The 12,396-nt window shown below is 53.4% G+C and carries 13 protein-coding genes; 9 read left to right on the top strand and 4 right to left on the bottom strand.

Translation table 11 applies throughout. The annotated features are described in order from the left end of the window. Positions 1 to 62: 62 nt before the first annotated feature. From nadA to ribH, 6 genes are all read left to right on the top strand, one after another. On the top strand, positions 63 to 968 hold the full coding sequence (nadA, locus tag A3L12_RS03045) for a quinolinate synthase NadA (RefSeq protein ID WP_088882242.1): 906 nt from the start codon (positions 63 to 65) through the stop codon (positions 966 to 968). 19 nt (positions 969 to 987) lie between these two features. Beyond that, complete coding sequence (gene nadC, locus A3L12_RS03050; RefSeq protein WP_088882243.1) at positions 988 to 1,821, top strand: carboxylating nicotinate-nucleotide diphosphorylase; 834 nt, start codon at positions 988 to 990, stop codon at positions 1,819 to 1,821. Between the two features lie 191 nt (positions 1,822 to 2,012). Next, positions 2,013 to 3,056 (top strand): bifunctional diaminohydroxyphosphoribosylaminopyrimidine deaminase/5-amino-6-(5-phosphoribosylamino)uracil reductase RibD, encoded by a 1,044-nt coding sequence (ribD, locus tag A3L12_RS03055; protein WP_088882244.1) that lies wholly within the window; start codon positions 2,013 to 2,015, stop codon positions 3,054 to 3,056. Next, positions 3,041 to 3,634 (top strand): riboflavin synthase, encoded by a 594-nt coding sequence (locus A3L12_RS03060; RefSeq protein WP_088882245.1) that lies wholly within the window; start codon positions 3,041 to 3,043, stop codon positions 3,632 to 3,634. The genes ribD and A3L12_RS03060 overlap by 16 nt, the downstream gene beginning before the upstream one ends. Next, the gene (locus A3L12_RS03065) at positions 3,594 to 4,763 is read left to right on the top strand and encodes a bifunctional 3,4-dihydroxy-2-butanone-4-phosphate synthase/GTP cyclohydrolase II (protein ID WP_088882246.1); all 1,170 of its coding nucleotides are present in this window, start codon (positions 3,594 to 3,596) and stop codon (positions 4,761 to 4,763) included. The genes A3L12_RS03060 and A3L12_RS03065 overlap by 41 nt, the downstream gene beginning before the upstream one ends. After that, on the top strand, positions 4,760 to 5,206 hold the full coding sequence (gene ribH / locus A3L12_RS03070; RefSeq protein WP_088882247.1) for a 6,7-dimethyl-8-ribityllumazine synthase: 447 nt from the start codon (positions 4,760 to 4,762) through the stop codon (positions 5,204 to 5,206). Before A3L12_RS03065 ends, ribH begins: the two co-directional genes overlap by 4 nt. A gap of 7 nt (positions 5,207 to 5,213) precedes the next feature. Here the strand turns inward: ribH and A3L12_RS03075 are convergent, their stop codons facing one another. Genes A3L12_RS03075 through thiC form a run of 4 tightly spaced genes read right to left on the bottom strand, consistent with a single transcriptional unit; the run spans position 5,214 to position 8,675 of the window. Further along, complete coding sequence (locus A3L12_RS03075) at positions 5,214 to 5,810, bottom strand: IMP cyclohydrolase (protein WP_088882248.1); 597 nt, start codon at positions 5,808 to 5,810, stop codon at positions 5,214 to 5,216. Then, positions 5,807 to 6,739, bottom strand: coding sequence for a formate--phosphoribosylaminoimidazolecarboxamide ligase (locus A3L12_RS03080; protein WP_088882249.1), 933 nt, complete (start codon positions 6,737 to 6,739; stop codon positions 5,807 to 5,809). The genes A3L12_RS03075 and A3L12_RS03080 overlap by 4 nt, the downstream gene beginning before the upstream one ends. After that, complete coding sequence (locus tag A3L12_RS03085; RefSeq protein ID WP_088882250.1) at positions 6,736 to 7,395, bottom strand: phosphoribosylaminoimidazolesuccinocarboxamide synthase; 660 nt, start codon at positions 7,393 to 7,395, stop codon at positions 6,736 to 6,738. Before A3L12_RS03085 ends, A3L12_RS03080 begins: the two co-directional genes overlap by 4 nt. 2 nt (positions 7,396 to 7,397) lie before the next feature. Beyond that, entirely contained in the window at positions 7,398 to 8,675 is a 1,278-nt protein-coding gene (gene thiC, locus A3L12_RS03090; RefSeq protein WP_088882251.1) for a phosphomethylpyrimidine synthase ThiC, read from the bottom strand. Between the two features lie 128 nt (positions 8,676 to 8,803). Here thiC and A3L12_RS03095 point away from each other — a divergent pair, with 128 nt between their 5' ends. The 3 genes from A3L12_RS03095 to pdxS all read left to right on the top strand — a co-directional run bounded on the left by A3L12_RS03095 (position 8,804) and on the right by pdxS (position 12,381). Continuing rightward, positions 8,804 to 10,387 (top strand): hypothetical protein, encoded by a 1,584-nt coding sequence (locus A3L12_RS03095; protein ID WP_088882252.1) that lies wholly within the window; start codon positions 8,804 to 8,806, stop codon positions 10,385 to 10,387. 132 nt (positions 10,388 to 10,519) lie between these two features. Then, positions 10,520 to 11,275, top strand: a complete 756-nt coding sequence (locus tag A3L12_RS03100; protein WP_088882253.1) for a sulfide-dependent adenosine diphosphate thiazole synthase — start codon at positions 10,520 to 10,522, stop codon at positions 11,273 to 11,275. A gap of 98 nt (positions 11,276 to 11,373) precedes the next feature. Continuing rightward, positions 11,374 to 12,381 carry a pyridoxal 5'-phosphate synthase lyase subunit PdxS gene (gene pdxS / locus A3L12_RS03105; RefSeq protein WP_088882254.1) on the top strand — a complete coding sequence of 336 codons (1,008 nt, stop codon included), beginning with the start codon at positions 11,374 to 11,376 and terminating at the stop codon, positions 12,379 to 12,381. Positions 12,382 to 12,396 lie beyond the last annotated feature (15 nt).

Here is a 12,396-nt window from a genome sequence, read left to right on the forward strand (position 1 = left end):
TTCAGCTGATTATATGAAGGTTTTTATAGTCCTCCGGATAGTGTCTCATGGGTGGATGAGGCATGGAAGAACTCGTGAGGGAGATCGAGAGGTTAAAGGAAGAGAGAAACGCGATAATCCTAGCCCACAACTACCAGCTGCCGGAGGTTCAGGACGTGGCGGATTTCCTCGGGGACAGCCTCGAACTCGCGAGGAAGGCCACCAGGGTGGACGCCGACGTGATAGTCTTCGCGGGCGTTGACTTCATGGCCGAAACCGCTAAGATCCTCAACCCGGACAAAACCGTTCTCCTGCCCGTTAGAGGGGCCACGTGCGCGATGGCCAACATGCTGAAGGTCGAGCACATCCTCGAGGCAAGGAAGCGCTATCCGAACGCCCCCGTGGTTCTCTACGTGAACACGACGGCCGAAGCCAAAGCTCACGCCGACGTCACGGTTACGTCTGCCAACGCCGCAGAGATCGTGGAGAAGCTCGATGCCGACACGGTCATCTTCGGGCCCGATAACAATCTGGCCTACTACGTGGCAAAGAGGACCGGAAAGAGGATCATCCCGATCCCGGAAGGAGGGCACTGCTACGTTCACAGGAAGTTCACCCTTGAGGATGTTGAGAGGGCCAGAAGGCTTTACCCAAAGGCAAAGCTCATGGTTCACCCCGAATGTGAGCCGGAGGTGCAGGAGGAGGCGGACCTGATAGTCTCCACCGGAGGAATGGTCAGAAACGCGTGCCAGCACGACGAATGGGTCGTCTTCACGGAGAGGGAAATGTGCTACCGCCTGCAGAAGCTCTATCCGGGCAAGAAGTTCCACCCGGCGAGGGAAGATGCCTTCTGCATAGGAATGAAGGCCATAACGCTCAGGCACCTCTACGAGTCTCTTAGAGATATGAAGCACAGGGTTGAAGTTCCCGGGGAAATCGCCGGGAAGGCCAGAAGGGCCATAGAGAGGATGCTGGAGATGAGCGGTTGAGGTTTTAGGGGTGATGGCAATGGTTTCCCTTAACTATCTCCTGCGCTTCATCGAGGAGGACGCACCCTTCGGGGACGTCACGAGCGAGGCGGTAATCCCGGAGGGAACTAAAGCCAGAGCGGTCGTAATAGCCAGACAGAGCGGGGTTATAGCGGGTATCGAGGAGGCGAAGGCCCTTTTCGAGCACTTCGGGGTTAACGTAGATGCTAAAAAGCGCGACGGCGAGGAGGTGGAGAAGGGCGACGTTATCCTCGAGCTCCGCGGGGATGCAAGAAAGATACTGCTCGTCGAGAGGACCGCTCTGAACGTGATGGGGCGGATGAGCGGCATCGCCACAGAGGTAAGGAACCTTGTAAAGAAGGTTAGGGCGGTTAACCCGAAGGTGCGCGTTGCCGGAACGAGGAAGACCCTTCTAAAACCCATCGACAAGAGGGCCATTCTCATAGGCGGTGGCGAGATGCACCGCTTCTCGCTGAGCGACGCGGTACTCATAAAGGACAACCACCTCGCTCTGGTCCCGCTTGAAGAAGCGGTAAGAAGGGCGAGGGAGTTCAGCGTTTACAAAGTTGTTGAGGTCGAGGTAGAAAGGGTGGAAGATGCCCTAAAGGCCGCCAGAGCCGGGGCGGACGTGGTGATGCTCGACAACATGACGCCGGAACAGATTGAGGCGGTTCTCGAGGCTTTGAGGCGCGAGGGGTTAAGGGAGGCCGTTAAGATCGAGGTAAGCGGAGGGGTAACTCCAGAAAACATAGGGGAGTACGCAGGGCTCGACGTTGACGTTATAAGCCTCGGCTACCTGACGCACAGCGTGAGGAACTTCGACGTGAGCCTTGAAATAGTTGAGAGACTATAAACCCTCTTTTGTTTTCCGTTTGGAGACCTCTGAACACCAGCGGATTAAGACTCCGGCCGGGTAACCCTCATGGAAAGGCCGGGTCGTTTCGATCTCAGGTTTGATGTTGACGAAGAGCCTACCCTCAGAGATTGTTCCATTTTTAGAACAAAATTTTTTAAATTTGGAACACCATTCCCCCACCGATGGTCATGGAAGATGAAGGCTTTATGAGGCTGGCACTGGAACTGGCCAAAAAGGGCGAGGGGAGGGTAAACCCAAACCCGATGGTCGGGGCCGTTATCGTGAAGGATGGCAGGATCATTGGGATGGGCTACCACGAACGTTTTGGTGACAAGCACGCGGAGGTCAACGCCATAGAAGACGCAAAGAAAAGGGGTAATTCACCCAAAGGGGCAACGATGTACGTCACCATGGAGCCCTGCTCCCACCGGGGTAAGCAGCCACCCTGCGCTGACAGGATAATAAGGGAAGGTATATCGCGGGTCGTGGTTGCTATGGAGGATCCCAATCCACTGGTTAACGGAAGGGGAATCAGGAAACTCAAAAGCGCCGGAGTTGAGGTCAGGGTTGGGGTTCTCGAAAGGGAAGCGAGGGAGCTGAACGAGGTTTTCATCAAATACATAACCACGAGAGTGCCCTTCGTCGCCGTAAAGCTCGCCTTAACCCTTGACGGCTTCATCGCAACCAGAAGTTTCTCCTCGAAGTGGATCACGGGGGAAAGGGCAAGGATGAAGGTGCAGGAGCTCAGGAGGAGGTACATGGCGGTAATGGTGGGGGCCAACACTATTCTAAGGGACGATCCGGAACTGACCTGCAGGATAAGTGGGTGCACCGATAAGGTGAAGGTGATCCTCGACAGGCACGGATTGACCGCCGGCGGGAACTTTAGAGCCTTTAAAGAGGGCAGAGTATTGGTTTTCACGGAGAGCGAGAAGGAATGGAACAAGGGAGAGGTCATCAGGGAAACGGATCCCGGGAAGATACTCAAGATCCTCGGAGAAAAGGGAATCGACAGCGTTTTGATAGAAGGGGGGAGAGCAGCCTGCCAGTTCCTTCCCTTCGCGGACAGACTGCACCTGTTCTACGGTAACAAACTCTTTGGAAAGGGAATCTCACCATTCGAATGCCTAAACGTCGATAGGGTGGAAGATGCGTTTAGGGTCGATTTTCGTGGGTTCGAAAACTTTGGGGACAGCTTTTACGTGGAGGCGATCCCGTGTTCTCGGGAATAGTGGAGAGGGTTGCAAGGGCCACTTATTCAGGAGAAAAACTGTACGTTGAGAAGGTTCTTGATGTGGATCCGGGGGACAGCGTTGCCGTTAACGGGGCGTGTTTGACCGTAACTCAAGTTAAGGACCGCTGGATGGTCTTTGAAGTGGGCGAGGAGACACTTAAGAGGACGAACCTCAAAAGGGCAAAGCTCGTCAACCTCGAGAGGGCGCTGAGGTTCGGGGAAAGGATCAACGGACATCTCGTCACCGGGCACGTTGATGGAACCCTGAAGCTGAAGAAAGTCCTCGGGAAGGGCAACACACACTGGATGGCCTTTGAAATGCCCGATGTAGGCTTTGGGATTGTGGAAAAGGGAAGCATAGCCCTAAACGGGGTGAGTTTAACGATCGCCCGGGTTGAAAAGGACCGCTTCTGGGTCCAGGTGATCCCCTACACCTGGGAGAACAGCAACCTGAGGTTCCTGAAGGTGGGGGACGAGGTCAACTACGAGGTGGATATCGTTGCCAGGTATCTAAGGGACCTTCTGGGTGATGGGTATGAATACGGAGGAGCTCAGAGAAAGCGTTATCCGGGGTAAGCCCGTAGTCCTGATCGATGAGGACAGGGAGGTCGAGGCAGATCTCGTATATCCGGCCGAGATGATAACCGCCCGGACGTTGAACTTCATGCTTCTGGCCAAGGGGATGCTCTGCCTTGCCATGGATGAGGGGGAAGCCCTTAGAAGGGGGTTCTTTAAGATCCCCTCAAAAGGCGCCGAGACGAACTTCCTGATAAGCCTGGACTACAGGGAGACCCGTACCGGTATCAGTGCGGAAGAGAGGGCTTTAACAGCTAAAAAGATCGCCGAAGGGCTCGGCATCGAGCACTTTCGTTATCCCGGACATCTGCACGTACTGGGGGGAATCGGGATAAACAGGAGAAAGGGGCACACCGAAGCATCCCTTGAACTGGTTGAAATGCTTGGATTCAAGAGGTACGCGTTGATAATAGAGCTTCTGGACGAAGAGGGGGACTCCCACAACTTTGAGTTCGTGCAGGATTTTGCGGAAAAGCACGATCTACCTGTGGTTACGGTCCGGGAAGTTTACAAAGAAGTCCTAAGAAGGAAGAGCTTTATCAGGGTCTCAGCACGGGCAAAACTCCCCACCAAATACGGAAACCTCGAGATAGTATCCTTCGAGAACCAGCTTGACTTCAAGGACCACGTGGCCATTGTTTCCGAACCTTACGACGTTCCCCTGGTGAGGATCCATTCGGAATGCTTAACAGGTGATACGCTGGGTTCTTTAAGGTGCGATTGCGGGAGCCAGCTGGCGAACTCCCTGAGGATTATAGCCAAGGAAGGAGGGATTCTCCTCTACCTGAGGCAGGAGGGGAGGGGCATCGGTCTGAAGAACAAAATCAAGGCCTACGAACTTCAGGATAAAGGTCTCGACACGGTTGAGGCCAACAGGGCTCTGGGCTTTAGAGAGGACGAAAGGGATTTCAGCGTTGCGTTTCAGATGCTCAGGGCGCTGGGCGTCTCAAGGATCCGGCTTCTGACGAACAATCCCGATAAGGTCAAAAGCCTTAAAGAGCTTGGAATGGAAGTTGTCGAGGTTATTCCTATTTTTGGAGAGGTTAACGAGATTAATAGACCCTATTTGGAGGTTAAAATGCTCAAGCTCGGACACAACCTAAAACCGCTTTTGGAGGGAGGGGAATGATCTACGAAGGGGGATACTCCGGAAAAGGTCTGAAAATAGGCATAGTGGTGAGCAGGTTTAACGATCTGCTAACGGAGGAGCTTTTGAAGGGTGCGCTGGACTGCTTCAGAAGACACGAGGTTGAAGAGCTGGAGGTCTTCAGGGTCCCGGGGGCTTTTGAGATCCCATTCGTCGTCAAGGAACTGGCAAAGAAGGGGAAATACGATGCAATCCTGACGCTTGGGGCCGTTGTTAAGGGAGAAACGTACCACTTCGATCTGGTTGCCAGCGAGGTCGCCAAAGGGATCGCTCAGGTAAACCTGAACTACGAAACCCCCGTGGTATTCGGTGTTATAACGGTTGAAGACGAGCTCCAAGGACTCAACAGGGCAGGCGTAAAGTCAAACAGAGGCTTTGAATACGCTATGGCCACCCTTGAGATGGCAAACCTAAGAAAAAACTGAGAGGGGTTTAATTTTTGTTCTTTATCCCTATCCTGAATCCATCTCCGGCATCGAAAACCCCGATGGCCAGGACAGGATGGGGGAAGTCGAGTCCCAGAGCCCTCTCCGCCAGCTCATCTTCGTCCTCGAACTCCAGACCAAGGGTTTCGATGCCCTCAACGTTGTAGGTGGCCGTGAAGAAGGCCCTTCCCTCCTCGAGCTCAACCCTCTTCACCCAGAGGTGGTCCCTTCCCGCAAAGCCCAGAAAACCGTCCCCGCTTCCCCGTTCTATTATTCCCGCTATCCTCGGGGTGTTAAGGCTATCCCTCTCGTAGTCCATGGCATCCAGAACGTGGATCAGGGCCTTTTTCGGGCTTTCCCACTCCAGAGACTGGGCTACGAAGGTCGTATGGGTGCCGTTGCCGATTACGGCGTAATCCCCGGCGAGCTTAACGGCGGTATAGCTCACGTAGGGGTTGGACGTCTCCGTCAGGTTGATCACAACCACCCCGTCTCCCCTCAGTTCCGCCCTTCTCCTCGGGAAGGACCTCGAGCTCAGACGGTAGAAGGCGAAGGGCCTGCCCTTCCTCAGCCCGAGACCCAGCATCCTTCCGGTGTACCTCACGTTACCACCTCCTCGAGGCGGCCCTCATCCATGGCCATCCTTATCTCCCGGGCTATCCTCTGGCCCATCATCAGCTCCTCGCCCCAGTAGATGGAGGAATACCAGTGTTTGGCGTTGCTTCCGCCGTCTATGCGCGAGGCGAAGCCCACGCACCTGAAAGAGGTGTCGTAGGCAAAGTGAAGGGCGAAGGGTCCTATGACTCCGGGAGGCTCGAGCTTCTCCATGGCCTCGACGAAGGCCAGACCGTAGTCATAGAGCTGCGGCAGGAGGGATTCCCTCAGGGCCACGCTCCTGTTGCCGGCTATGGTGTAGGGCAGGGCCTTAAAGGGCCTCCTGCCGTTTGCGTCCGCTATAACCAGCCTCTCGTCGACCCCAAAGAGCTCCAGCCTTTCGAGCAGGGGGGAGTAGAAGAAGTGCACGTAGATGAAGACCCCATCTACAAAGCGCTCGATCCTGTAGGGCTCTTTAACCCCCGCAAGCTTCTCCGGAAGTTCCCTTCCACGGGCTATGAAGTGTCCGCTCCCCCCTCTGGGCCCCTCCATCCTGACGAAGTAGAGCTCGTCGTCCCTGACCTCGTCGACATCGAAGACCTCCACCCCCGGAATCCCGGCCTTCTTTAGAGCCCTGTCCACGAGCTCGAACCGGGTTTCCCACTTCAGAAAACGCCTGTTCCCAAAGAACCTCGTTTTGCTCTTCTCTATCGCATCAATCCCGAGGTAGGCCACGAAGGAGCCGTGGGGTATCACCACGCCTTCATCCTTCAGTATCTCCCCCATCTCACGGGTTACCCTGAGCTCGTCCACCACGGGAAGCGAGGAGTAGAAGGCCTTCCTTTTCGGCGAAACGTAGAGCCGGGTTTTAAAGCCCTCCCTCTTTGCCCCTGTAACTATCTGCAAGGCTGAGTGAGATGCTATCGTCGAGAGGATCACCCTATCACCCCCAGAAGCTCCTCGCTCTTCAGTATTCTTCCATCCTTCATCACCCTCATGGTGTCCCCGCTGACCTCGTCTATAACCAGAAGCTCCCCGTCCTTCCGCCCGAACTCGACCTTGAAGTCAATAATCCCCAAACCCTTCTCCTCGAAGAATTCATGAAGAATGAGGGCCACCCGTCGGGTGAGGTCCTTCATCAGGGCTATCTCCTCCCCGCTGGCGATTCCCAGCTTTTCTATGGCTTCCTCGCAGATCGGAGGATCCCCGAGGGCGTCGTCCTTCAGGGTGAACTCGACGATGTTGAGCTCCTCCAGAGGCCTTACAAATCGCCCGTATCTCCTCAGAAAGCTCCCGTATGCCCTGAAACGGTAGATGATCTCCAGAGGGATGCGTTCCGTCTTCAGGAACCTCGCCCGCCTTTCGTCCATCCTCTCCACGAAGTGCGTTTTTATGCCCTCCCTTTCGAGGAGTTTAAAGAAGAATTCCGTCTGCTTCAGGATGGCGCTTCCCTTGCCCCTTCTCTCTCCTATCACCTCGTTCCCGCCCGTATCTTCCCTTCCATCGGCCCCGAGAACGCTGTCCTTGAAGTGGAAGACGAGGTAAGGGCCTTCGTCGTAGACGTCCTTCGTCTTTCCCCTGTAAGCCGGCTCCATCCTTAACCCCTCATCATATCCCTGACTATCTTTATGGCGCAGAGGTCACCGCACATCGAGCAGGCCTCCGTGGAGGTCGGCCTCTCCTTCCGTATCTCGACAAAGCGCTCCTTATCCATTGCCATTTCAAACTGCCTTTTCCAGTTGAGCTCGCCCCTCGCCCTGCTCATCTCGCGGTCGAGCCTGTAGTCCCTCTCGAAGCGCGTTAAATTCACGGCGTGTGCCGCTATCTTCGAAGCTATCACCCCGAGGCGCACGTGCTCCCCCTCCGGCAGCCCGAGGTGCTCCGCCGGGGTTACGTAGCAGAGGAAGTCGGCGCCGTTCAAAGCGGCTATAGCACCGCCGATGGCAGCGGTTATGTGGTCGTAGCCCGGGAAGACGTCCGTGACGAGTGGGCCCAGCACGTAGAAGGGGGCGTTATCGGTGGCAACCTTGGCGATCTTCACCTGCATGGCTATCTGGTCTATGGGCACGTGGCCGGGGCCCTCAACCATCGTCTGCACTCCAGAGCTTCTGGCCCTCCTGACGAGGCGTCCGAGGGTGAAGAGCTCGCTCATCTGAAGCTCATCGCCCGCATCCGGCAGACCGCCGGGCCTGAGCCCATCGCCGAGGCTCAGAACGACATCATACTCCCCTGCAAGCTCCAGCAGGTAGTCGTAGTTCTCGTAAAACGGGTTTTCCCGGTCCCAGTGGTCTATCCATGCTGCAATAAAGGTTCCTCCCCTCGAGACCATGCCCACGACCCTTTTTGTCCTCTTCATCTTTTCCACGACTTCCCTCGTAACTCCGGCGTGAATCGTTGCAAAGTCGACGCCGTCCTTAAAGTGCTTCTCCACGGCCTTCCACATGTCATCCTCGTCCATGTCTATTATGGCCCTGCCTCTGGCGAGCATCTCTTCGGCGGCCTGATAGATTGGAACGGTGCCAACGGGCACATCAACGGCGTGCATTATGGCCTTCCTTATCTCGTCGAGGTCGCCGCCCGTTGATAAGTCCATTATCGTGTCGGCGCCGTACTTTACCGCCACTTTGGCCTTCTCTATCTCGGCCTTAACGTCAACGATGTCGCGCGAGGTGCCTATGTTTGCGTTCACCTTGACCCTGACGCCTGCGCCAACGGCAACCGGCTTAACCCAGTCGTGGCGAACGTTGTGGAAGATGACGGTGTAGCCCTTGGCGACGCTTCTCCTCAGCTTCTCGGCGTCTATTCCCTCCCTCTCGGCTATGAACTTCATTTCCTCCGTAATTACCCCACGCCTAGCTTCCTCAAGCTGGGTCATTGCCACCACCATGTATAACATAGTTTTTAGATTTCAAAACTCAGTTTTTAGCGAGCCTTAAAAGGTTTTTGATGATTACAAAAAACTTTTTAAGTAAGTAATTGGTATAAATATCCTGAGGTGTTTCAATGAGAAGACTCATGATAGCAATCCTAGTTAGTTTTGCCTTAATATTAACAACAGCATCGGCAGCGTTGCATATTCCGGTTAACTCTATAGAGTACGCTGGGGCTAAGGTTGAGTACTACAGGAGCACTTTTCTTGGTCCATCCTTCGAGATCAAGCTACTCACCAGCGATCCAGCGACCGTTACAGTCTCAATGCTCATGCCCAACGGTTCCGTTATTGATCTCGGAGTGTACTCCGGCAAGGGCAAAATCTCAATAGACTTCCACAGGGTACTCTACGCCATGCACGAATGGAATAGATACCTGAGGTCAGAAGGCATTAATCCCGAGAGCGTTAAACCTTCACTTCTTCTGCTGGGGACTACGGTTGACAAAGACGGCAATCTGAACTACTTCATGAAAACTATCCCCCTGAGCATTAATAGAATTGTCTCTGGAACAAGAGTCAAGGTTCAGCTCGACAGTGACTCTATAGGCAGAATCTACGGCAAAAAAGAAGTAATGAAACTCCTGCATGAAACTGAGGGACTTCCCCTAGGCAAAGCCAGTAAAACCGCAGGTGTAGCCGCCCAGGATTCACTTCTGGAATCCTCATGCTCACCAGTCTTTTATGAAGGCGGTGATCGGACGTGGTACTGCTTTGAGTGGTTCCACGAGAAGACATTGGGGAGGGCCAGCATTATTCCAGTGGCCGCTTTTCAGGTGACTGGCGATACAAGCAAAGTGAACAATGTCTTTATTTCTCTAAATTATGATGCAGTATCAGACAATAACGCAGAGCTGGCTTTTTCTGCGGTGGGAGCCATTGAGAAAGGCAGTGTCAGCGGTTCAGTGGAAGGAAAGATACTTGGATATTCGTATACAATAGATAGGCGCTCACTTAGGATTCCAGAGTCAACGATCAAGATATGGGGCTCAGAGTTAACGTCCCCTTCTGTTATTGGAGCCGGAATTAAGGGGAGTGCCGTGTTCACTAAGTACAGACTCTACAGGGTTGATTACATCAACGGTGAGGTCTGGAACAAAAAACCTCTTGACACATACGCCTACGTTATCCTTGGAAAACCTGACGAAAGGGATATGCGCCTAAAGAAATTCGTAGAACTAGGAGAGCCGAAAAATAATGGCGGGCCAATGAGTAGAACTATGTGGTTTGTGCACAGATACTGGAACATTAAAGACAACATAGAGAGTACAGGTGGAATTCTTACTAGCACCTACTACTTTAGCCAGAGAGTAAATACACTCCCACTGTTTTCTGCATCAGCGCCCGTATTGGGAATCATTGGATATGAAAACACAAAAATTACACCATTTACCTTGGCGATTGGGGTGGGATTAACTAGCGAAACAAGAACTTCATCCTTAGTAACTGTTTCATTGGCATTAAAAGAAGAGTACAAAGATACTAATGTACGTCTTACAATTTACTCCAGCAAAACCAGGCTTGAGTATAAGGGTAAAAACTATCCTCTCACTGGCATGTTTGGTGATATCTTCATCCCGGGAAGCTCAGGGTACACTCCACCCTGCGATCCGCACACCGGCTACTGCCCGACTAATGGTGGGGGCCTTACAAGTTGAGCAGTCGGGTGTTTTCGCTTCTGTTTTTATCTCTTCTCGTATTTTAACTCGATTTTAAAACCTGTTTATAACAAAGTTTTTAAATTCCAAAACTTAGTTTTTAACGCAACTTAAAGGTTTTGGGTGGTGAAGATGAGGGACGTCGAGATAAGCAAAGCTATAGTTGAGGCCTACTTCAACGACCTTATCGAGAACCTCCAGCTCGACGTTGCCGTGGTTGGGGCCGGCCCATCGGGAATGGTTGCCGCTTATCACCTCGCCAAAGGCGGCGCAAAGGTGGCGATCTTCGAGAAGAAGCTCAGCACAGGTGGAGGAATCTGGGGCGGTGCAATGGGCTTTAACAAAGTGGTCGTTCAGGAGGAGGCGAAATCCATTCTGGACGAGTTCGGAATCTCCTACAAGGAATTCGAGAAGGGTTACTACGTTGCAGATGCCGTTGAGGTGGCAGCGACGATGGCGAGCAGAACCGTGAAGGCCGGAGTGAAGATCTTCAACATGGTTGAGGTCGAGGATCTGGTCGTTAAAAACAACCGCGTGGCCGGAGTTGTTATCAACTGGACACCAGTTAAGATGACGAACCTCCACGTTGATCCGCTAACGGTTGAAGCCAAGTTCGTGATCGACTCCACGGGACATGGAGCAATGGTAAGCCAGTTCCTCGTGCGTAGGGGGTTGATGGAGGGGATCCCAGGCGAGGGTGCGATGTGGGCCGAGATGGGAGAAAAACTGACGGTCGAGAACACCGGGGAGGTCTACCCCGGGCTCTACGTTACCGGAATGGCGGCTAACGCACTGAAAGGCTCCCCGAGGATGGGACCGATATTCGGGGGAATGTTCCTGAGCGGAAGGAAGGCCGCGATGGAGATACTCGAGAAGCTTAAGAAATAAACGATCCCCGTAAGTTTTGCTTTCTCTCATTAGCCGTAAATTTTATATTCAAGTTTTTTCTTGAATATAATTGAAGAGTTTGACTTGAGGTGATCGGTATGGGGAAGCTTGAGGTTATCGAGCAGAAGGGGACCGAACGTTTGAAGCGCGGTTTTGCCAGGATGGTCAAAGGCGGCGTTATAATGGACGTTACAAACGCCGAGCAGGCCCGAATAGCTGAAGAAGCTGGAGCTGTTTCCGTTATGGCACTCCACAAAGTCCCTGCCGACATCAGGAAGGCCGGCGGAGTGGCGAGGATGGCACCGATTGAGAAGATTCAGGAGATAATGGATGCGGTCACGATTCCCGTCATGGCAAAGATCAGGATAGGGCATTACGCCGAAGCGAGGATACTGGAAGCTTTAGGCGTTGACATGATCGACGAGAGCGAGGTACTAACGCCCTCTGACCCGTTCTTCCACGTGGACAAGAGGAAATTCAAAGTGCCATTTGTTTGCGGTGCAAGGAACCTCGGGGAAGCCGTGAGGAGAATCTGGGAAGGTTCGGCAATGATCAGAACCAAGGGCGAAGCCGGAACCGGGAACATAGTTGAGGCCGTAAGGCATGTAAGGCTGGTCAATGAGAACATCAGGCTTCTGAAAAGGTTAACAGACGAGCAGATTTACGGGGTGGCCAAAAAGTTTGCGGAACCTTACCTGAGGCTGGCCTTGGAAGTTAAACAGATAAGCGGTCTGGAGCCCAGAGTTTTAGAGAACGAACCGATTTACGAGGAATACACCTATGGGGAGATAGTGGACGGCCTCTACAGGATTCTTCTCGAAATTAAGAAACTGCAGAGGTTACCGGTGGTTAACTTCGCCGCCGGTGGTGTGGCGACTCCGGCGGATGCTGCCCTAATGATGCAGATGGGAATGGACGGCGTTTTCGTTGGAAGCGGGATCTTCAAGAGTTCCGACCCGGAGAAGATGGCGAGGGCAATAGTTGAGGCGGTTAACCACTATGACGAGCCGGAGGTAGTTGCGGAGATAAGCAGGGAAATAGGAGAACCCATGAAGGGCAGTGATATAGAGGAGCTCGAGGTTCGCCTCGAGGAGAGGGGAGTCTGAATCGAGGTGGCCTCG

The organism is Thermococcus sp. P6 (assembly GCF_002214525.1).
Classification (GTDB): Archaea; Methanobacteriota_B; Thermococci; order Thermococcales; family Thermococcaceae; genus Thermococcus.